The 19345-nt window shown below is 67.0% G+C and carries 21 protein-coding genes; 12 read left to right on the top strand and 9 right to left on the bottom strand.

The genetic code is table 11. From position 1 onward, the window contains the following. The first annotated feature begins 2 nt into the window (after positions 1 to 2). From ACWDD7_RS24825 to ACWDD7_RS24835, 3 genes are all read left to right on the top strand, one after another. Positions 3 to 1400, top strand: a complete 1398-nt coding sequence (locus ACWDD7_RS24825; RefSeq protein WP_450458961.1) for a protein phosphatase 2C domain-containing protein — start codon at positions 3 to 5, stop codon at positions 1398 to 1400. Between the two features lie 79 nt (positions 1401 to 1479). After that, positions 1480 to 2829, top strand: a complete 1350-nt coding sequence (locus ACWDD7_RS24830; RefSeq protein ID WP_450458962.1) for a VWA domain-containing protein — start codon at positions 1480 to 1482, stop codon at positions 2827 to 2829. A 58-nt stretch (positions 2830 to 2887) separates the two neighbouring features. Next, entirely contained in the window at positions 2888 to 4405 is a 1518-nt protein-coding gene (locus tag ACWDD7_RS24835; protein ID WP_450458963.1) for an FHA domain-containing protein, read from the top strand. A gap of 18 nt (positions 4406 to 4423) precedes the next feature. On the opposite strand, the gene ACWDD7_RS24840 is transcribed toward ACWDD7_RS24835, so the two are convergent. After that, positions 4424 to 5401: a methyltransferase domain-containing protein gene (locus ACWDD7_RS24840; protein ID WP_450458964.1), complete on the bottom strand. Its 978-nt coding sequence runs from the start codon at positions 5399 to 5401 to the stop codon at positions 4424 to 4426. 83 nt (positions 5402 to 5484) lie between these two features. Between ACWDD7_RS24840 and ACWDD7_RS24845 the strand changes: the two genes are divergently transcribed. Next, positions 5485 to 5889: a globin gene (locus tag ACWDD7_RS24845; protein ID WP_285561230.1), complete on the top strand. Its 405-nt coding sequence runs from the start codon at positions 5485 to 5487 to the stop codon at positions 5887 to 5889. 66 nt (positions 5890 to 5955) lie between these two features. Here the strand turns inward: ACWDD7_RS24845 and ACWDD7_RS24850 are convergent, their stop codons facing one another. The 5 genes from ACWDD7_RS24850 to ACWDD7_RS24870 all read right to left on the bottom strand — a co-directional run bounded on the left by ACWDD7_RS24850 (position 5956) and on the right by ACWDD7_RS24870 (position 10364). After that, positions 5956 to 6648, bottom strand: coding sequence for a hypothetical protein (locus tag ACWDD7_RS24850; RefSeq protein WP_450458965.1), 693 nt, complete (start codon positions 6646 to 6648; stop codon positions 5956 to 5958). Continuing rightward, positions 6645 to 7067, bottom strand: a complete 423-nt coding sequence (locus ACWDD7_RS24855) for an acyl-CoA thioesterase (protein WP_351868408.1) — start codon at positions 7065 to 7067, stop codon at positions 6645 to 6647. The genes ACWDD7_RS24850 and ACWDD7_RS24855 overlap by 4 nt, the downstream gene beginning before the upstream one ends. A 6-nt stretch (positions 7068 to 7073) precedes the next feature. Further along, positions 7074 to 8738, bottom strand: coding sequence for an energy-dependent translational throttle protein EttA (gene ettA, locus ACWDD7_RS24860; protein ID WP_450458966.1), 1665 nt, complete (start codon positions 8736 to 8738; stop codon positions 7074 to 7076). A gap of 204 nt (positions 8739 to 8942) precedes the next feature. Continuing rightward, positions 8943 to 9242 (bottom strand): hypothetical protein, encoded by a 300-nt coding sequence (locus tag ACWDD7_RS24865; protein ID WP_450458967.1) that lies wholly within the window; start codon positions 9240 to 9242, stop codon positions 8943 to 8945. A gap of 366 nt (positions 9243 to 9608) precedes the next feature. Then, on the bottom strand, positions 9609 to 10364 hold the full coding sequence (locus ACWDD7_RS24870) for a GntR family transcriptional regulator (RefSeq protein WP_450458968.1): 756 nt from the start codon (positions 10362 to 10364) through the stop codon (positions 9609 to 9611). Between the two features lie 78 nt (positions 10365 to 10442). Here ACWDD7_RS24870 and ACWDD7_RS24875 point away from each other — a divergent pair, with 78 nt between their 5' ends. The 4 genes from ACWDD7_RS24875 (at position 10443) to ACWDD7_RS24890 (ending at position 12508) form a co-directional block, all read left to right on the top strand. After that, complete coding sequence (locus tag ACWDD7_RS24875; RefSeq protein WP_450459002.1) at positions 10443 to 10721, top strand: hypothetical protein; 279 nt, start codon at positions 10443 to 10445, stop codon at positions 10719 to 10721. A 523-nt stretch (positions 10722 to 11244) separates the two neighbouring features. Next, entirely contained in the window at positions 11245 to 11469 is a 225-nt protein-coding gene (locus tag ACWDD7_RS24880) for a hypothetical protein (protein WP_450458969.1), read from the top strand. 8 nt (positions 11470 to 11477) lie between these two features. Then, positions 11478 to 12209: a GntR family transcriptional regulator gene (locus tag ACWDD7_RS24885; RefSeq protein ID WP_450458970.1), complete on the top strand. Its 732-nt coding sequence runs from the start codon at positions 11478 to 11480 to the stop codon at positions 12207 to 12209. Beyond that, positions 12206 to 12508 carry a hypothetical protein gene (locus ACWDD7_RS24890; protein WP_450458971.1) on the top strand — a complete coding sequence of 101 codons (303 nt, stop codon included), beginning with the start codon at positions 12206 to 12208 and terminating at the stop codon, positions 12506 to 12508. The genes ACWDD7_RS24885 and ACWDD7_RS24890 overlap by 4 nt, the downstream gene beginning before the upstream one ends. Before the next feature lie 314 nt (positions 12509 to 12822). Here ACWDD7_RS24890 and ACWDD7_RS24895 read toward each other — a convergent pair whose 3' ends face one another. Continuing rightward, positions 12823 to 13011, bottom strand: a complete 189-nt coding sequence (locus ACWDD7_RS24895) for a hypothetical protein (RefSeq protein ID WP_285561245.1) — start codon at positions 13009 to 13011, stop codon at positions 12823 to 12825. 65 nt (positions 13012 to 13076) lie between these two features. On the opposite strand from ACWDD7_RS24895, the gene ACWDD7_RS24900 reads away from it, so the two are divergent. Then, the gene (locus ACWDD7_RS24900; RefSeq protein WP_450458973.1) at positions 13077 to 13391 is read left to right on the top strand and encodes a hypothetical protein; all 315 of its coding nucleotides are present in this window, start codon (positions 13077 to 13079) and stop codon (positions 13389 to 13391) included. A gap of 198 nt (positions 13392 to 13589) precedes the next feature. Here the strand turns inward: ACWDD7_RS24900 and ACWDD7_RS24905 are convergent, their stop codons facing one another. Beyond that, positions 13590 to 14048, bottom strand: a complete 459-nt coding sequence (locus ACWDD7_RS24905) for a hypothetical protein (RefSeq protein WP_450458975.1) — start codon at positions 14046 to 14048, stop codon at positions 13590 to 13592. 66 nt (positions 14049 to 14114) lie between these two features. Continuing rightward, positions 14115 to 14516, bottom strand: coding sequence for a hypothetical protein (locus ACWDD7_RS24910; RefSeq protein ID WP_450458976.1), 402 nt, complete (start codon positions 14514 to 14516; stop codon positions 14115 to 14117). Positions 14517 to 14829: 313 nt separating this feature from the next. On the opposite strand from ACWDD7_RS24910, the gene ACWDD7_RS24915 reads away from it, so the two are divergent. From ACWDD7_RS24915 to ACWDD7_RS24925, 3 genes are all read left to right on the top strand, one after another. Then, positions 14830 to 15015 (top strand): hypothetical protein, encoded by a 186-nt coding sequence (locus ACWDD7_RS24915; RefSeq protein WP_450458977.1) that lies wholly within the window; start codon positions 14830 to 14832, stop codon positions 15013 to 15015. Next, on the top strand, positions 15012 to 15899 hold the full coding sequence (locus tag ACWDD7_RS24920; protein ID WP_450458978.1) for a hypothetical protein: 888 nt from the start codon (positions 15012 to 15014) through the stop codon (positions 15897 to 15899). The genes ACWDD7_RS24915 and ACWDD7_RS24920 overlap by 4 nt, the downstream gene beginning before the upstream one ends. Positions 15900 to 16018: 119 nt before the next feature. After that, positions 16019 to 19237 carry a DEAD/DEAH box helicase gene (locus ACWDD7_RS24925; RefSeq protein ID WP_450458979.1) on the top strand — a complete coding sequence of 1073 codons (3219 nt, stop codon included), beginning with the start codon at positions 16019 to 16021 and terminating at the stop codon, positions 19235 to 19237. Positions 19238 to 19345 lie beyond the last annotated feature (108 nt).

Here is a 19345-nt window from a genome sequence, read left to right on the forward strand (position 1 = left end):
TGATGTCGCAGATGCCCCAGCAGGCCGCACCGGCCACGTGTCCGAGCTGCGCGGAGCCCGTCGAGCCGGACGACCTCTTCTGCGGTGCGTGCGGTCAGGACCTCTCGGTGGTGCCAGCCCCGCCTCAGGACCACCCGACGCTGACGATGACCAGGCCGGCGGCGCCCGGCTCCCCGGCGCCGGGTGGCCCCGACGCCGGTTCCCCGGCGCCCGGCTGCGCGGACGGCGTCGACTGGCCCGCCCCCGAGCCCCCGGGCTCCGACTCCACCTCGCCCAAGACACATCTGCCGACCGACCTGCCCGGCACCGACTCGGGCGGCCACCCGCTGCACCCCGGCGTACCGCGGTCGCCCGCCGAACAGCCCGCGTCCGGCGTCCGCTTCGACCGGCCGGCGGAACCCGAGGAGTACCCCTTGCAGGCTCCCGATCCCCGCTCGGCGGGCGAGACCCCCGTACCCGAGCGATCCGAGGAACACGCGCAGCCCGTCACCACCTGTGTCGCCTGCCGCGCCGGCCGTGTGGACAACGACGGCTACTGCGAGAACTGCGGGCACGCCCAGCCCCGCGAACGCGACCACATGGAACGGGAGTCGGGCCCGGTGGCCGCCGTCAGCGACCGCGGACTGCGCCACCACCGCAACGAGGACTCCTTCGCCCTCGGCCACACCGCGCTGCCCGACGGCAGCCCGGCCACACTCGCCGTCGTCTGCGACGGCGTCTCCTCGGCGACCCGTCCCGACGAGGCCTCGGCCGCCGCCGCGCGCGCGGCCGGTGACACCCTGCTCGCCGCCCTGCCGCGCGGCACCCATCCGCAGACCGCCATGCACGAGGCGATCGTCGCCGCCGCCCAGGCCGTCAACGCGCTGGCCGGGGAACCGGACGCGGCCCGCGAGCACGACCCGCACCAGAACGCACCGGCCTGCACCATCGTCTCCTCCGTGGTCGCCGCCGGGCTCCTGGTGGTCGGCTGGGTCGGCGACAGCCGCGCCTACTGGGTGCCGGACGACCGCACCGCGCCGCCCGCCCGGCTCACCGAGGACGACTCCTGGGCCGCGCAGATGGTCGCCGCCGGGCTGATGAACGAGGCCGAGGCGTACGCCGACGAGCGCGCCCACGCGATCACCGGCTGGCTCGGCGCGGACGCCTACGAACTGGACCCGCACACCGCCTCGTTCAAGCCGGACCGGCCCGGCGTCGTGGTGGTGTGCACCGACGGGCTGTGGAACTACGCCGAGACGGCCCAGGAGATGGCCGAGACGATCCCGGCGGACGCCGCCGCCCGGCCGCTGCACAGCGCCCGTGTCCTGGTCGGCCACGCCCTGGACGGCGGGGGCCACGACAACGTAACAGTGGCGGTCCTGCCGTTCCCGGCACCGTCGCAGGGGGCAGGATCGGCCTGAAACCACGGGCCGGAGGGGACCGGCCCGTACACAGCACCGCCGTGCGTAAGCGGGGCGGTGGAGGGGGATTTGAGTTCGTATGGCCAATTTCGCGAAACCGAGCGTGCCGCGGTTCTCGGTGGACGTGTACCAGAACGAGTACCTGCCCGAGGGCGGCCGCGAGGTCAACGCCATCGTCACGGTGACGGCGACGGGCGGCGGCACGCTGGGCGGGGGCCTGGGCGGGGGCCTGGGCGCGGTCGCCTCCGGCGGGCGGCCCTCCGCCGCCGTGGCGCTCATGGTCGACTGCTCGGGCTCCATGGACTACCCGCCGACCAAGATGCGCAACGCCCGGGACGCCACGGCCGCCGCCGTCGACACCCTGCGCGACGGCACCCACTTCGCGGTGATCGGCGGCACCCATGTGGCCACCGAGGTCTATCCCGGCGGCGGCCGCCTCGCCGTCGCCGGACCGGCCACCCGCGAAGAGGCCAAACAGGCGCTCCGACGGCTCGGTGCGGGCGGCGGTACGGCCATCGGCACCTGGCTGCGCCTCGCCGACCGGCTGCTGTCCTCGGCGGACGTCACCCTGCGTCACGGCATCCTGCTCACCGACGGGCGCAACGAGCACGAGTCGCCCGAGGATCTGCGCGCCGCCCTCGACGCCTGCGCCGGCCGGTTCACCTGTGACGCGCGGGGCGTGGGCACCGACTGGGAAGTGAAAGAAGTCACAGGGATCGCCTCCGCGCTCCTCGGCACCGCCGACATCGTCGCCGATCCCTCGGGCCTCGCCGCCGACTTCACGCGGATGATGGAGGCGGCGATGGGCAAGGAGGTCGCCGACGTCGCCCTGCGGGTGTGGACGCCGGTCGGCACCGCCATCCGCTTCGTCAAGCAAGTCGCCCCCGCCGTCGAGGACTTGACCGCCCGTCGCGCCGAGGCGGGGCCGCGCGCCGGGGACTATCCCACCGGCTCCTGGGGCGACGAGTCCCGCGACTACCACCTGTGCGTGGAGGTACCGCCGGCCGGTCTGGGCCGCGAAATGCTGGCCGCCCGGGTGTCGCTGGTGGTTCCGCAGGCGGACGGTACGGCACAGAATCTGGGCGCGCAGGGCCTCGTACGGGCCGTATGGACCGACGACATGACGGCGTCCACCGCGATCAGCCCCCAAGTCGCCCACTACACGGGCCAGGCCGAACTGGCACAAGTCATCAAACAGGGCCTCGATCTGCGCAAAGTGGGCGATTTCGATGGAGCAACGGCCAAACTGGGACGGGCCGTTCAGTTGGCGAGTGCCTCCGGGAACGCGGATACTGCGAAACTGCTTTCGAAGGTGGTGGACGTGGTCGACGCCGCGACAGGTACTGTGCGGTTGAAGACGAGGGTCGCGGAGGCCGACGAGATGACTCTGGAGACCCGGTCCACCAAGACTGTTCGTGTAAAGAAGTGACCCTGCAAGCGACCCGGGCCATCCGGCCGGACCCTTAGGAAGAAGGGGAAGCACCGACATGCCGACCTGCCCGAACGGACACCAGTCGGGTTCCGACGACTGGTGCGAGGTCTGCGGTCACCGCATGGCCGGTGCCGTACCTCCGCCCCCGCCTCCCCCGCCGCCCGGCGGCTACGGCTTCCCGCCCCCGCAGGGGGCCCAGGGCGGCGCCCGCCCGCCGGCCGGCGCCGCGGAGGCCGAGCTGTGCCCGCAGTGCCGCACGCCCCGCGAGGGCGGCGCGCCCTTCTGCGAGGAGTGCCGGTGGAACTTCCTGACCAACACCGCGACCTCGTACACCCCGGCGGCCCCGCGCCCCTCGGGTCCCCGCTTCCAGTCGCCGAACGCGCCGTTCGGCGGCGGTGACGGCGGGTTCGAGTACCAGGGCTCGCGGCCCTCGCAGGTGAACCGCCCGGCCGAGCCGATCCCGCCGTTCGGCAGCGAGCCGTCCGGGCCGACCCCGTTCGACCGCACGCCGCCGAGCCCGCCGACCTCGCCCGGCCCGCCGGCCCCGCCCGCCTTCGGGCGGGTCCCGGGACAGGGAGCGCCCGGCGCGCCCTCCGGCCCCGGCCAGGGTCCCGGTGGCCAGGGCGGTGGCTACGGCTACCCGCAGCCCGGCAACCCGCAGACCCCGCCGCCCGCCTTCGGCGGCGACCGAGGCCCCGGCGCGGCCCCCGGCGGCCCGGCCGGCGGCCCCGGCGGTCCCTCGCCCTTCGGCAACGCTCCCGGCCAGAACCCCTTCGGCGGCGACCCCTCCCGTCCCGTCCCGCCGCCGCCCGGCCCGACCCCGCCCGCCGCTCCCGGCGGCCCTGCCGGTCCCGGTGGTCCCGGTGGTCCCGGTGGCGCCCCGCAGGCGTTCCCGGGGGCCGGCGGCCCGCCCGCGCCCCCCGCGTTCCCGCAGGAGACCGGCCGGCCCCCGGTCGGCGGCCCGCCCGGCGGTCCCGTCTCCGGTGGCCCCTCCTTCGGCGGCGGTGACGACGACTGGGTGATCTCCCCGCCGTCGTCCGCCCACCCCTCGGACCCGGGCCAGGGCGGCGGTTACGGCTACCCGCAGCCCGGTGGCACCCAGGCCCCCTCGGGACCCGGCTTCCAGAAGGCCCCCGCGGGGCCCGGCTTCCCGGACGCACCCGGGCAGTCCACCTGGACCGCGACCATCGGCCCGGACCGCGAGTACTTCATGGCGATGATGCAGCGCTCGGGCCCCGAGGCCACGGGCCTGAACCTGCCCGCGTACTCCCCCGAACAGCAGCGCACCCTCACCGGCGACCAGGTGACGATCGGCCGCCGCCGGCACTCCACCGGCGACACCCCGGACATCGACCTGGCGGTGCCGCCGGAGGACCCGGGCGTCTCGCACCAGCACGCGATGCTGGTGCAGCAGCCGGACGGCAGCTGGGCGGTGGTCGACCAGAACTCGACCAACGGCACCACGGTCAACATGTCCGAGGAGCCGATCCAGCCGTTCGTGCCGGTCCCGCTCCGGGACGGCGACCGGGTGCACGTGGGCGCCTGGACGACGATCACCGTCCGCCGGGGCTGAGCACCGGGCGCGGGACGGTCACGGGAGGGGCCAGGCGTACGGCCCCTCCGGGTCGTCCAGCCAGGCCCAGCCCCGTGCGCCGGCGAGCGTGACGCCGTACCGTTCGCGCTCCGGCTCCTCCTCGCGTTCCCACAGCGCGTACGCCTCCTGCGGATCGAGGCCGCTCCGGGTCAGTCCCAGCAGGAAGCGGAAGGTGTCCTGCTCGCGGGCCCGGCGCGGCAGCCCGGCGAAGGAGACGCCCTCCGGCTCGGCCCGCTCCTGCCCGCGCGAGGGCACGAAGTAGGCGGCCGTGTGCAGGAAGCGGCCCTCGGCGTGCTCCGCGTCCCGCACGGTGAGCGCGAGCAGCCCGGTGGACAGCGGGGTCACGATGCGGGCGCCGGGGCGGCACTGGGCGAGCCAGGCGCGCGGCACCGTGGGCAGCGCGCAGGTCGCGATGATCCGGTCGAAGGGGGCTCGTTCGGGCACCCCGCGCGCCCCGTCGCCCGTGACGACCACCGGCCGATGGCCCGCCGCGGCCAGGTGCAGCCGCGCCGACTCGGTGATCTCCGGCTCCAGGTCCACCGTGGTGACGAGGTCGTCGTCGCCGAGCCGATGGGCGAGCAGGGCCGCGTTGTATCCCGTGCCCGCGCCCACCTCCAGGACCCGGTCACCGTCCTCGACGCGCAGCGCGGCCAGCATCCGCGCCATCAGGGAGGGCTGGCTGCTGGAGGACAGCAGTTCGCCGTCGCGCAGCCGGGTGGCCAGCGGCTCGTCCGCGTAGGCGCCACGCACCCAGCGCTCGCGGGCCCGGGGATCGGGGCTCTCGCCCCAGCGCCGCTCGTAGCCGCGCGGCCCGGCGACGAAGTAGTACGGCACGAACAGGTGCCGGGGCACCTCGGCGAACGGCTCCCGCCATCTCGGGTCCGCCGCGAAGGCGCCCTCCGCGTCGATCTCCCGCACCAGCGCGGCCCGCGCGGCGGCGGCGAGTTCCTCGGTCCGTGCGTCGTAGGCGGTCATACGACCACGGTAGGCACCCGAGCCCCGAACCCCGTGGTCCTGAGTCCTGGGTTCTCGGCCGTCCCGTCTGAGACCATGGACGGGTGAATGAGATTCGGCGCGGCACGCTTCAGGAGCAGACCTTCTACGAGCAGGTCGGCGGGGAGGACACCTTCCGCCGGCTCGTCCACCGTTTCTACGAGGGGGTCGCCGAGGACCCGGAACTGCGGGCGATGTACCCGGAGGAGGACCTGGGTCCGGCCGAGGAGCGCCTCGCCCTGTTCCTGATGCAGTACTGGGGCGGCCCGACCACCTACAGCGAGCGCCGGGGCCATCCCCGGCTGCGGATGCGGCACGCCCCGTTCACGGTGGACCGGGCGGCGCACGACGCCTGGCTGCGGCACATGCGCACGGCCGTGGACGAGCTGGGGCTGTCCGAGGAGCACGAGCGGACGCTGTGGAACTACCTGACGTACGCCGCCGCCTCGATGATCAACACGGCGGACTGATCCCGCGCCGGCTGGTCGGGTCCCGGTCGCCGTCGCCAAAGTCCGGTCCGGGCGGGAGCCGGCGGCTCAGCCGCTCACGCTGACGCCCAACGAGCCGAGCGACCCGAGGGCCCCGACCCGCCGCACCGCGATCGATCCGTACGGCGTACGCAGCCGCAGCCACGCCCCCGAGGACAGCAGCCCGGTGTCGGCCGCCTCCGTCCCCGGGCGCAGGAAACCGAGGGACTGCGCCGCGTGCACGGCGCGCACGGGCAGCCCGGTGCGCCCGATCTCGCGGGACCAGATGTCCCGCCCGATCCGGTCCAGCTCCGCACGGGTGCGCCGCTCGGGCGCCAACCCCTCCGTGCGCGCCCGGAATTCACCGACCGCCGCGGCCACGGTCGCCCGCAGCGTGTCCGGGGCCGGCAGCCCCGGCTCGGCCCGCCAGCCGCCGCGCGGCGGCAGCACACCGGCCCACGGCGGCCCGGTGACCGCGCCCGGCACGGCCGCGGTGGCCGCCCGCTCGGTCACGGACTCCAGCAGCTCGCCCGCGGAGACGGTGACGTCGAGGGTGATGTCGAGACCGTTCTCGTACGGCTTCGCGAGCCGTACGGCGCGCACCGCGAGGACCTCGAAGGACGGCGGCCGCCCGAAGACGGCGAGCGCGGTGCCGGCCGCCTGGAGACGGACCGCGGCACCGCGGTCGTAGTGGAGCAGCCGGGAGAGGAAGGCGGCGAGGTCCGCCGCCTCCGTCTCGTCCACGAGGTGCAGCACCGTCATGCGGCGACGGCCTCGCCCTCTTCGGCCCCGGCCGTCTCCAGGTACTGCTGGAGGAACTCGCGCTCCTCCGCGGTGATCCGGCGCGGCCGCTGGGCCTCGAAGTCGAACGGCACGACGACCGTCGAGGCCCGCACGTACACCACGTCCTCGTCCTTCACCTCGTAGGCGATGGTGAAGGACGCGGCCCGGATCTCGGTGATCCACAGCTCGATGTCCACCGGATGGTGCCGGTGGACGAGCTGGCGCTTGTAGTCGATCTCATGGCGCGCCACCACGGAGCCCTGCTGGAACTCCTTGTCCGGCCGGAACAGGAAGTTGATCCGGGCCTCTTCCAGGTAGCGCATGAAGACCACGTTGTTGACATGGCCGTAGGCGTCCATGTCGGACCAGCGCAGCGGGCACGGGTAGGTGTGGCGCAAGACCGATCAGCCCCGGGTCAGCTTCTTGTACGTCGCCCGGTGCGGCCGCGCGGCGTCCGCGCCGAGGCGCTCGACCTTGTTCTTCTCGTACGACTCGAAGTTGCCCTCGAACCAGAACCACTTGGAGTCACCCTCGTAGGCGAGGATGTGGGTGGCGACGCGGTCGAGGAACCAGCGGTCGTGCGAGACGACGACGGCGCAGCCGGGGAACTCCAGCAGGGCGTTCTCCAGGCTGGAGAGGGTCTCGACGTCGAGGTCGTTGGTGGGCTCGTCGAGGAGCAGCAGGTTGCCGCCCTGCTTGAGGGTGAGCGCGAGGTTGAGGCGGTTGCGCTCACCGCCGGACAGCACGCCGGCCGGCTTCTGCTGGTCGGGGCCCTTGAAGCCGAAGGCGGACACATAGGCGCGGCTGGGCATCTCGACCTGGCCGACGTTGATGTAGTCCAGACCGTCGGAGACGACCTCCCACAGCGTCTTCTTCGGGTCGATGTTGGCGCGGCCCTGGTCGACGTAGGAGACCTTGACGGTCTCGCCGACCTTGATGGTGCCGGCGTCGGGGGTCTCCAGCCCCTGGATCATCTTGAAGAGCGTGGTCTTGCCGGCACCGTTCGGGCCGATGACGCCGACGATGCCGTTGCGCGGCAGCGTGAAGGAGAGGTCGTCCACCAGGACCTTCTCGCCGAAGGCCTTGTTGAGCTTGTCGACCTCGACCACGACGCTGCCCAGGCGCGGGCCCGGCGGGATCTGGATCTCCTCGAAGTCCAGCTTCCGCATCTTGTCGGCCTCGGCGGCCATCTCCTCGTACCGGGCGAGGCGGGCCTTGGACTTGGCCTGGCGGCCCTTGGCGTTGGAGCGGACCCACTCCAGCTCTTCCTTGAGGCGCTTCTGCCGCTTGGCGTCCTTCTGGCCCTCGACCTTGAGGCGGGCGGCCTTGGTCTCCAGGTACTTGGAGTAGTTGCCCTCGTAGCCGTGCAGGCGGCCGCGGTCGACCTCGCAGATCCAGCCGGCGACGTTGTCCAGGAAGTACCGGTCGTGGGTGACGGCCACGACGGTGCCCGGGTACTTGGCCAGGTGCTGCTCCAGCCAGTTCACCGACTCGGCGTCGAGGTGGTTGGTGGGCTCGTCGAGGAGCAGCAGGTCGGGCTGCTCCAGGAGCAGCTTGCAGAGCGCGACGCGGCGCTTCTCACCACCGGAGAGGTTGACCACCGGCCAGTCGCCCGGGGGGCACCCGAGCGCGTCCATGGCCTGCTCCAGCTGGGCGTCGAGGTCCCAGGCGTTGGCGTGGTCCAGCTCCTCCTGGAGCTTGCCCATCTCCTCAAGCAGCGCGTCCGAGTAGTCGGTCGCCATCTGCTCGGCGATCTCGTTGAACCGGTCGAGCTTGCCCTTGATCTCGGCGACGCCGTCCTGGACGTTCTCCAGGACCGTCTTGTCCTCGTCGAGCGGGGGCTCCTGCAGCAGGATGCCGACGGTGTAGCCGGGCGACAGGAACGCGTCACCGTTGGACGGCTGCTCCAGCCCCGCCATGATCTTCAGCACGGTCGACTTACCGGCACCGTTCGGACCGACGACGCCGATCTTGGCACCCGGCAGGAAGTTCAGGGTGACGTCGTCGAGGATCACCTTGTCGCCGTGCGCTTTGCGCGCCTTGCGCATGGTGTAAATGAACTCAGCCAAGAGAAACCGTCCGGCAACTTGAAATCTGGCAGTGGGCAGATACACCCCATCTTGCCTGACCGCGACCCTTGGGTGGTAACCCGTGAGGCCGTGGCGCTCTGACCTGGACTTTCACTGGTGGCGGCTGTGGCGCGTCTGTCGCTGTCGGTCGCCATTGAGTGCCCTTGGGCGTCCTCGCACGGCCCAGAGACGGCCCGGGAATGATCACCCAGGCAACCGGATCTTCACCTGGTGGTTGTGGTGGGCATGGTCAATCACCGTGCCTTCCACATGGGCGCCCAACGGGGGCAGCTCCATCCCACGCGGCATGGCCGTGATCTCCGCGAGGGCCACGGCGTTCGGGATGCCCTCTACACGGATGAAGACGCCGAAGCACTGGCGCGCGATGACCTCACCACCGACATGAGTCCCCACAGGCAGAGCGACGACGGTCTCCGCCCAGCTCCGCCGAACCGCCTCGGGCTCCGGCACCTCCGGGCCCGCGGGCCACGCGTATTCGTCCATAGAGAGATCATGGCCGCCAGGACCAACCCTCCTTGGCCTCCGCCCCGGAAGTTCGAGCCATCGCGGCCCCTGGCGCCGTCATCGGCGGCCTGACGCTCACCCATGGATGCCGCTGCAACGCCGCCGGGCCCCGCTAACCAGCTTCGGATGTCACCGAAACAGCTCCGGGGCCGGGCAGACCTGTAGCGGCTCTTCCGGCTGCTCTGCCTGCCTCCACCAGGTGTGCCGATCGGCGCACTGCCACAGCGAGCGGCAAGCCCGCTGACCGTCGTCGCCTCGGGCGAGTACGAAACCGCCCCACTTCAGGGGTTGGCCGCACTCGGGGCGAGCGCGAGCGTCTTCGGCCATACGGCAATCCCAACGGGGCTATCGGCTGATCGGGATCTCGTAGACGATCTCGCAGTGAGCGGCGGGCACCACGATGTCCGCGGTCTCGACGGGCCGCCCTTGGTCGTTGTAGTACGTCCGCCGGATGTGCGTGACGAGCGCGGCCTTCTGGATGCCGAGTATCGACGCCTCCTCGGCGGTCGCCTGCCTGGGCTCGGGCTGCTCCACGGCATGGCTGACGGTGATCCCGATCGCGGCCATGCGGTTCACGACACCTTCCCCGGCGTGCGGCCCTCCCTCGGGCAGGACGACGAGGGTGCCGGCGGTGAGGTCGTACGGCTCCCAGCTCGTGGACAGCTGCACCGGCCTGCCGTCGCCCAGGAACTCGTACGTCGTCCGGACGCAGAGATCACCTTCGGCGATACCGAGCCGTGCCGCGATGTCCGCGGGAGCCGGCACCTTGGCGTCAGTCCGGCTCTCCCAGTCCCCTTGCCTGCCCACGGCCTTCATGTCCGCCCGGAACGGCGACCCGTCGGGCCGCTCTCGCGCGGACGACCGGACCATGCGCACCCGTTGCCGTGGCTCGGCGACGTACGTGCCGGAACCGGCGCGCCCCTCCAGCACTCCCTGGGAGATCAGCAGCTCCTGAGCCCGGCGGACGACGTTCTCGCCGACCCCGCACTCCTGGCCGATCTGGGCGCGGGACGGCAGGCGGTCTCCGGGCTCCCATACGTGCTCCGCGATCCGCCGCCGGAGTTCGTCGGCGATACGGAGATAGGGCGGCTGCTCAGGCATATGGAAAATCTAGTCCACTAGCTCTAATCTAGTTAACTAGCTTCACTGAAAGTGATCGCCGGTGACGGAGGCTGCCCTGTGCCCGCTTCGGGAGTTAGCGCGGCGGCCATCGCTGCCCGGCTGTCGGCCCTCGGGCTCCCCACACGCCTGGAGGAGCACGACCGGTCCTGGTCGGTCGAGGCAGAGGTGCCGGAATCGCTTCCGGCCGAGTCCTGGCGGGAGGTCTTGGAAGCCGTGGCGGAGGCCGATCGGTTCGGGCTTCTCGCCACCAGCCTGAACGGCCGCACCCTCTGGGCGGCCGTACGCAAAGCGGTCCCCACGACGGGCGATGTCGGGGGACCGAGCCATCAGCGATAGGAGCTGAACAGCGTGCTCAACCGTATCCGCCGCGCCGCCTCGCTCACCAGAGCGCGGTACGCCCGCAAGGGCAGGCATCGCCGCCCCTTAACACCCTCTCGGCCTCCGGCCGCCCTGATCCTGCCCGTCCCTGCCGACGCCCCGACGGCGGTCCTGGGCCGGCCTACCGAAACCGCGAAGCACCGCCTCCCGCTCGCGGGGGAGGAAAACGCGCTTGTCCGCCCGTGCGTGCTGGCCTGGGAGCAACGAGTACGGCGGCGCGCGCTGGTGGTCACCTCTCACATGCCGGCTGAGGCGTGGTCACCTCTCGCGGGAGGTTGCTGATGCTTCCTCCAAAACGGCCCCACATCACCGAGACGTCGGCCATTCCCTACCAGTCGGCCGTGTGCTGCATCGGCATACACCTTGCTTGCGCGGAGTCGTCGCCTGTCTCCGCACCGATCGACCTGCCGCTTGTGTACGAGACGTGCGCCTGCCCGTGCCACACAGTGCCTTCCCGCTCCATGAACAGGGAGGCGGAGCGGTGAGCGGCCGGGTTCTCGGCGGCGCGCTGGTCTCCAGCGTCGAGGTCACCGCGGCCACCGTGCAACGAGGCGACGTCATCCAACTCGGGGGCCTGCCCTGTCGGGTGGCCGACCTCTTCCAACTCCCTCAAGGCGCCAAGCAACTCCTCTTCGAATCTGGCGAACTGCTGACCATGCACGCGCGAACCCGACTCGTCGCCGTTCGCATGCTGAGAAGGCGGTGAACCATCCCGTGCGTGCACGCCATCACGAGATCGCCGACGATCTCCGGCAGCAGATCACGACCGGCCGCATCAAGCCCGGCGAACGCCTCCCGTCTGAGGCGGGCCTCGCCGTCCGCTACAAGGTCAGCACGGTGACACTGCGGAACGCCCTCGCGGTCCTCCAGGCCGAGGGCCTGGTCGAGAAGATCCACGGCAAGGGCAACTTCGTCCGCCATCGCCCTCGCAAGACCGTGTACGTCGGCGGCTGGGGGACGCTGGACCCATGGACCGCCGGAGAAGCGGCCCTGAACATTGCTGTCAGCACCACCACGATTGCAGCACACGGACATCTGGCGACCTTGCTCAAGGTGCCGACGGGCAGCCCACTCACCGAGTTCTTCTGCATCAGCCGTCAGGGAGAGTCCCCGCGCGGACTGGCCCGTATTTACATCCCGCCCGACCTGACCCCGGCCGGAGTCGAGGACGACAACGCCTCCTGGAGAGAGACAGCCACGCGCTTCGCCGTCCTGAGCACACCACAGGCAACTGTCCGGGAGACGGTATGCGCCCGCCCCCCGACCCCGGAGGAAGCGTCCGCCCTCCGGCTCCGCTCCTCCGCGCCGGTCCTCGCGATCACACGCGTCACAACCGACACCTCCGGACGGGTCATCGAGGGCGCACTTCTGGCGTTCCCGGGCGACCGGGTCGACGCCGTCTTCACCACCCACCACCCGACTGATGAGAGGCAGACCAAAGAATGACGGCACCGAACGAACTACGACTCCTGCCGTGGTCGGGCTCGGACGGCAAGCCCTGCTACCTGAGCACCGACGACAAGACCGGCTACATGTCCCGTCTGGCGGACAACATCGAATCGATCCAACTGGGAGCGGCAACCGAGTTGCTGGAGCACGCCACGGACACCCTCACTGACCATGACACGGATGCGGAGGACCTGCGCCTCCTGGCGAAGGAGCTGACCGGAGCCCTCCGGGACGTACTCCGCGTCGCGACCAGCCGCGGCCACCTCCTGGCCATGAGCGAACCGCACCAAACCTGAGACGGTGACCGCAAGCAGCGCCCACCCATGATGTCCCTCACCTCACGCGGGGAGGGGGGCCCGAACATCAACCGGCTCCCCTCCCCGCTGCTTTACTTCGGCCGCTGGAACACTGGGCAACGGGGGAGGAAGAGACTCTGAGCCCTCAGCTTAGGAAGCTGCGGCCCTTTGGGGCCGGGTCGGCCGCTGACCTGGGTGAACGGCTGGGACGCCGTCCCGTCGGGCTGGCTGCTTTCACCGTGGCCCCCCGCTGTTCCCCGTCCGATCTGGTGCGCTTGTGGTGCGCGCATGCGTCATCTCCGCTTCGGCGGCACCTATCGCTTCTGCGCCCTGTAGCGCTTCATCAGCACGGTGATTCGTACGTGGTCTGCCTGGCCGTTGAGCTCGGCCACAAGATCGTCAGGACACAACTCGTAGAGATCACCCCACCATCGACGTCCTCGGTTGTCCCAGATCCGGTATCCACCTGGCACACCCCGGGCTACGTAGCGTCTCCTACTCACAGTCCCCCGGTTCCCGGCACCGTTTCTGCCGTGCTTCCCTATTCGCTCGCTGGCACGATGGCCTTGTGGCTGATCTAGAGCGCATCGAGACAGAGATCATGGCGTACTACCGAGCACTCGACGAGGGCGCCACCCTGCGGCACCACTTCCGCCACGCTGACGAGGAGGGAGGCTTGTGGTACATCGAGGCCGTACCTGACCGCAGCGAGTTGATCGTCGTCAAGCAGGCAGAGCGGACTTCGGCCGGCCAACTCCACCGGTACAGCTGGGAGCACCTAGAGGACGAGCACGGCGGCCTGACAGACCAAACGATCGATCCTGAGAGGGATCCGCTGGAGCCCATCCCGGCCGGAGAGTTCCAGTGGGTGTGGAATCGGTGAGCGCGCTGAACAACCACTTTAGGAGAGAGGCTGGGGAGCGGGGGCCCTGACCTGGAGCTTCGATACCTCGTCGGGTCACCGGGGAACTCGACCGCGAGGCACCCCCGTTGACTGTGGCTGACCCTTGTATCTGGCACGAGTGTGGCACGCGGCGAGCATGCGGCTCGGAACCTGGCCGGCTCCCCCGGTGCACGGGGCTCAACCGCCGTAACGGCTGCGCAGATCCTCGGTGGTTCGCGACATCAGCTCAATCGAACCTTCCGGTGGTGTCTCCGTCAGCGGATGTTCTGTCTGGGGATCGTAGGCAGTCAGCCCGGTCTCCTTCTCGACGATGGCCGCAAGGGCCGAGACCTGGCCGAGCACGACTTCAGCGTCGTCCCCCGCATGCCAGTAGGGCACAGTAATGCTCACCTCGTCACCGAAGACGGACAGGTCGATGCCGGTGCCCGAGTGGCTCAGGTCTCGCGACTCCTGCTCATACTCCGTGATCTCCACTTCGCCCAGCAGGGTCCGAGCCTGCGGCACTATTCGGTCCCAGGCTTCAAGGAGGCGAGTAGGGATCGGCTCGCTGTGCTCGGCCGCGTCTTCCATCGCCTCCAGAACCTCGTCCCAGGCCTGCCCGTCGAGCCTGCTCAAGAAGTAGATGTCGTAGCTCACGGCGCGATCGTAGGCACTCCTCTCGCATGGCCGCAGTCCACCTGACCCTTCACGACGCGGGGTTGCTCACCAGTCCCGCCACCGGTCCGTGAGCTCGTGCCGACCGAGCCCGCACCTGGCGGTCAGGCCCGCGACGTCGACTCCCTGCTCGGTGAGTGCCTCATCGATGTAGGCGCACAGCTGCTCGCGTTCGTCGGTTTCGAAGGCGCACTGGTCGTGAGCCTCGTTCACGGCGTTCAGGGCCAGGACGACGCGCTCCACTGCAGCGAAGATCCGTGCGTCGTCTCCTTCGGCGAGCGTAGGCAAGTCGGCCTCGAACACGTCGAGGACGGCATCGGTCTCCAGCAAGAGCTCTTCGGGGAACAGATCGACCATGCACGCGCAGTCGGGATCCAGGGTGCCGGCGGCAAGCTCCGCGGCCTCCTCGGCTATGCCCCTGCGCCAGTTCGTCGTCGGTCTCTCAGCCATGGAGCGGACCGTACAGCGCAGGGCTGACAAGCAAGACCTGTCTTCATGGGAGAGCCTCAGCTTGGGAAGCTAAGGGCATCTGGGGCTTACTCCCAGGGCTGACCTGCGGCGGAGCAGTGTCGGCCCCCGGCGGGCGGTCGACTGGTTCCCCGGTGTTTCCCGTGGTTCCCCGCAGGGTCTGGCACAGATCTGGCACGGGCCCCAGTCCCGCGATCACCAATCACTGTCGTACAGGCAGACCCCCAGGCGGTAGGGCGGTACCGTGATTGGTCAGTCACTGTGTGGTCGCGGTGGCCGGTCGAGGAGGGGGACGATGCAGTTCAGCGCCCGTAAGACGATGAACCCAAGCGCTTACATTGCCCTGATTGAGGCTTTGACTGCGATCTTCTGGAACAAGAAGCCCTTCGAGATGTACGTCGGGGCCATGCTGAAGGATCACAGGGAGCTGCTGACGCGGCTGGACTTCACGGCCACCAAACGCGAGGTGTCGGGCCAGTGACGAGTGCGATGGTTGGCCCTAAAAGTCCACTTGCGCTGATCGATCAAGCACTCGCGCTTCTCGCTGCCGAGGTAGACCTACGCGAGGATCCTGGGGCTCCCACTCATACGGTGATCGTCGCTGACGGCCTGGAAGCTCCCGGGGTGGCTGAATCTCTAGGGCTGTATTTGGTTGGGGCTCTCGCGGGCGCCATACAACAGGATGCAAGCCTGTGCGATGCCATGCTGCCGACCGGACTTGAAGGCCAACGAGAAATTGAACAGGCCGTTCATCGACTGGTAGGCACGAACAACCAATTCATGACACGCTCTGAAATATCGTTTCGCGATACCAAGAGAAACGCTTGGATAGCAGAAGGGGTCATGCATGCCCTGCTGATGGTGAGAGCTCGGTCTGCAAGCGACATGCTGGACGGCCCTGTTCAAGCATTGGCCGATCTTCATACTATCCCGACACAGCAAGGCTTGGATGCGCTAGCGATCTATAGCGACGCCTCGGGCCCAGTCGTCGCAATCGGTGAAAGTAAGGCATCACGCGACGACGGCAGCGCGCAACTAACTGAGGCAGCGACGATCTTTCGAGATATCGATGAAATGAAGTACGGCCCTGAGTTGAGGGCCAAGCTGGGCGCCCTAAGGCGGGTAATACATCCAGACCTGGCAGATAAGGTCTCCAACGCATTGTGGCTTGAGCATCGATGCTATTTCCCGATGGTAGTACATGAGACATACTTCGATCTCAAAGCGAAACGTGTCGTATACGGCCGCCTTTTCCCTTCGATAGATCGCAGGCGAGTCATCGGAGTGAAGCTCCACGACTTCCAGAAGTTCTTCGACGATATATCAGATGCAATGAGAAGTGCGGTCAGGGAAGTGGTTATCTGATGTTCAATAGCGGCATAGATCAAATGCTCTCTAGTCTGCCCACATTGCAAGATCTCGATTCCTCAACAGTCCGCAGAATTCTGACGCGGGCGTGGGCAGACTGTGTTGACAGACGGGACTTGAGCAGGTCAGAGACGCTTGACAGCCTATCGGCCTCGGAAGAGCATCAACGGGATTTGAATGATCTGCGCAAGCTTGCAACGGCACTTGAGGCTCACGCGATTTTGAATGAAGAACTGCCGCGCGAGGTGAGAAGGTCTTGTGCGTTTGTCGCCGCTGAAGCGCTGAGTATTGTGGCAGAGGCTGATGCTGAATCCTATGAGCTGAGGGACGCCTGGCTTTTCGGTAATCAAGCAAGGTACACGATCGTCGAGACGGCGCTTCTTTATTTGATCGCGGGATATGATTCAAATGCGGCTCTGACAGAGCAAGGGATTGGGAATATACTCGCCCCGACCTCCATCATGAGTCTTGCCGAGGAATGGGTTCTTAAGCAAGTTCGATCGCTTCTAACGCTCAGTTCGCCTTCCGCTGACGATTTTCCAATCCTAGAGCCGCATGACCTTGCTCTGAGCGAACGCGCCCGCGCAAACATCCTTCGCACCATTGGAAAATCAGTACGAGATCACGTTCTCTGGCTAACCTACGATGAGTCGGTCAGCAATGACTTAGAAGAATTGCATCAGCTCCTCTACAGAATGGAGCATGACTCAGAAGGACGTCCGATTTCCGCAGGCCATATCGACTTGCATCATCTACTCTTGCTTCTCACTTTTGCCATTGAGGAAACATCGGCACGAGCGCTGAGAAGCGTGCCCCCGCCGGCCGATGACTCAGGAAGGTTTCTGCGGTATCAAAGGTATCGTGCAAAGAATCGTCCTTTGATGTGGCCTGGGGTGCTTGAGTATGCAAATGGGGCCTTTCCGGGACCTCATTCTCACGCTGTTGTATCGGTCCCCACTGGGGCTGGAAAATCAGCCGTTGCTGAGATAGCAATAGCTCAGGCTCTTCGAGATGGATGGGTTCTATATCTGGCACCAACAAACGCCCTCGTTGGTCAGATAAGGCGCGAGATAGGAAAGGTCTTTCGTGCCGACGATGGAGTAAAAGTCAGGGAATTCCTTGGTGGGTCAGAGTATACGGAGCTGACCGGCGAGATGATACGGGATATCGAGGGTCGTTCAATTCTCGTTATGACTCCCGAAAAGTGCTCTCTCGCTCTTCGTCAAGCTCCTGAAATTTTTCTTGACCTCTCCCTATGTATCGTTGACGAAGCGCACATGATCGGAGCGCAAGACTCCCGAGCAATCATTGCCGAGTTGGTGGTCGCTGAAGTTCTACATCGAGCGCCCGATGTCAAAATCCTAATGCTCTCCGCCCTACTCGCGAACCCAGGCGATATTTCGGCCTGGCTGCGAGGTGCCACCGGAAGAGAATCACTCGTCATAAATCCGCCTTGGCGCCCAACAAGGACGCTAAGGGCCATTATAGGTTTCGATGCACATGAAGCTTCGGCATTGGAGAGTGAGGCTAAAAAGGCACTTGAAAAACTGCCGCCCAGGCGAGTTAATTACCCTTTTGACGTCCCTATCTCTTTGCTTGTGGGACTTCAAGGTGCTTGGCAGTCCAACGACCTGTCCGATTACAAGCTCATGCATACGAATGTCAGGGCGGGTCTGATATATAAGCGGGGGGTTGGAACGGTTGATGACAGCTATTGCAATAGAGTAGTCAAGTCACTGTCTCAGGCTCTAGGTGAAAAGAATCAAAGGATCCTAGTATTCCTACCCCGAAGCAGGCATGACAGTTTCTCTTGCGCCTTGCAAATTGACGGCTTCTCGGTAGGTGCGAACGCCTCTGTAGACGCTGATGTCGATGCACTGATGAAACTCGCGGACGCAGAAATCGGAGCTTCATCCTTGCTCCGAGGTGTGCTGTCGAAGGGAGTTGCTGTCCATACCGGTGCCATGCTCAGAGAGGAGCAGCGAGCTAGCGAGATCTCATTCGAGCGAGATCGCTCCAGGGTCCTCTTTGCCACCGGAACCCTTGCTCAAGGGCTAAATCTTCCTGCCACCACAGTAATCGTTGGCGGAACGCAGATTGGTTGGGACCCTGATGCTGATAGAGAGGAACAAGACAGGCGTGCGCAGGCGCAGCTGCTGAATGCGATCGGGCGGGCAGGCCGAGCCCAGGTCTCGTCGAGGTCATTGGCGATCGTCGTACCCAACCGTGGACTTGTATTCGGGCGCAACGTAAACATAAACCAGGCTATCGGAAAGGCTAGATTTCTAGCCAAGGAGGATGCGTCCAGTGAAATAAAAAGTCAACTTGACGGGATTATCACGGGTTCGTTGGATGGGACTCTCAATATCGGAGAAATGACGGCGGCGGAACAGGCCGCCTTCACCTTCTTGTCCTTTGCGGGTAACCGAGACGATGCACGAGGTGTGATCAAAAAAAGCTGGGGAGCCTATCGAGCCAATGCTGCAGACCGGGCGTCCGATGTCGCAGAATCCTTGGAGTATATAGGGGCTAGCTTTCTGCGCTCAACTGAATCCCCTGAGTGGGTCGCTCTGGCTGCGCATCGTGCTGGAATCCCGCTAGCGGAATGCGTGTTCATCTACAAGGAATTGCGGCAGCGGCTCGAAGAAATGGGGCCACCTCAAGACGTTTCAGAGTGGGCTTCAGATCTTCTCGGCATCCTTGAAGGGGCCGATTTCCATTCCTTGCATTTCTTGAAGCAGGAGGACTACGGCGGGACGATACTTAAAGACCTATGGGCTGATGCAGAAACATCTCGTACTGAAGCATGGCAGGTGTTTCACGCTGTACTTCAAAAATGGATGGAGGGGGCACCGCTACTAGACATCGCTAGTATTGCGACAGGCAAAGATGCTCGGGGGAAGAATGGGCGTGGGCAGGCCGATCCACTGCCAAAGATGATCCGCATCGTAAATGATGGATTCGGGTACAGCTTGACATCTTTGGCGGGTGCGATCGCGGCTGTTGTGGCTGCCGGCCGTGAAGAAGAAGCAGAGGGACCTTGGGGCCTCGACGAACAAAGTCTCCGATCTTTGAATCTGCTTCCCTTCGCTATTCGCTTTGGTGCCGATGGCCCGGTTCCCATCGCTTGGATGCGTGCCGGGGCGCGGCCGCGAGTGCTAGCTCACAAATTGAGTAACCTGGCGCTCTTGCCTGATTTCACAGACGATGAAGAGTTGCGCAGAATAGCGGCCAGGATGCTTTCCAGGTATCCGGAGTCCATCCTGGCTAGTGTGGATTCTGTAGAAGATACAGAGCTAATACTGGCCATGCTGGCGGCGCGGAAGATTACTTGAGGTCGGTGGAGCGGCTTTGGGGTGGCGCTGCTTTGGCGCGAGTGATCACGGCCCCGTAAGCTTGCGGCGCGTCGGGCAGTCTGTGGACCTGCCCGGTAAAGCACGACG

The sequence above is a fragment of the Streptomyces sp. NPDC001056 genome, from assembly GCF_053598955.1.

Excerpts from the sequence above, each read along its gene's own strand:
- ACWDD7_RS24825 (WP_450458961.1), top strand. The coding sequence starts at position 3 with ATGTCGCAGATGCCCCAGCAGGCCGCACCGGCCACGTGTCCGAGCTGC.
- ACWDD7_RS24830 (WP_450458962.1), top strand. The coding sequence starts at position 1,480 with ATGGCCAATTTCGCGAAACCGAGCGTGCCGCGGTTCTCGGTGGACGTG.
- ACWDD7_RS24835 (WP_450458963.1), top strand. The coding sequence starts at position 2,888 with ATGCCGACCTGCCCGAACGGACACCAGTCGGGTTCCGACGACTGGTGC.
- ACWDD7_RS24840 (WP_450458964.1), bottom strand. The coding sequence starts at position 5,401 with ATGACCGCCTACGACGCACGGACCGAGGAACTCGCCGCCGCCGCGCGG.
- ACWDD7_RS24850 (WP_450458965.1), bottom strand. The coding sequence starts at position 6,648 with ATGACGGTGCTGCACCTCGTGGACGAGACGGAGGCGGCGGACCTCGCC.
- ACWDD7_RS24865 (WP_450458967.1), bottom strand. The coding sequence starts at position 9,242 with ATGGACGAATACGCGTGGCCCGCGGGCCCGGAGGTGCCGGAGCCCGAG.
- ACWDD7_RS24870 (WP_450458968.1), bottom strand. The coding sequence starts at position 10,364 with ATGCCTGAGCAGCCGCCCTATCTCCGTATCGCCGACGAACTCCGGCGG.
- ACWDD7_RS24890 (WP_450458971.1), top strand. The coding sequence starts at position 12,206 with ATGACGGCACCGAACGAACTACGACTCCTGCCGTGGTCGGGCTCGGAC.
- ACWDD7_RS24910 (WP_450458976.1), bottom strand. The coding sequence starts at position 14,516 with ATGGCTGAGAGACCGACGACGAACTGGCGCAGGGGCATAGCCGAGGAG.
- ACWDD7_RS24915 (WP_450458977.1), top strand. The coding sequence starts at position 14,830 with ATGCAGTTCAGCGCCCGTAAGACGATGAACCCAAGCGCTTACATTGCC.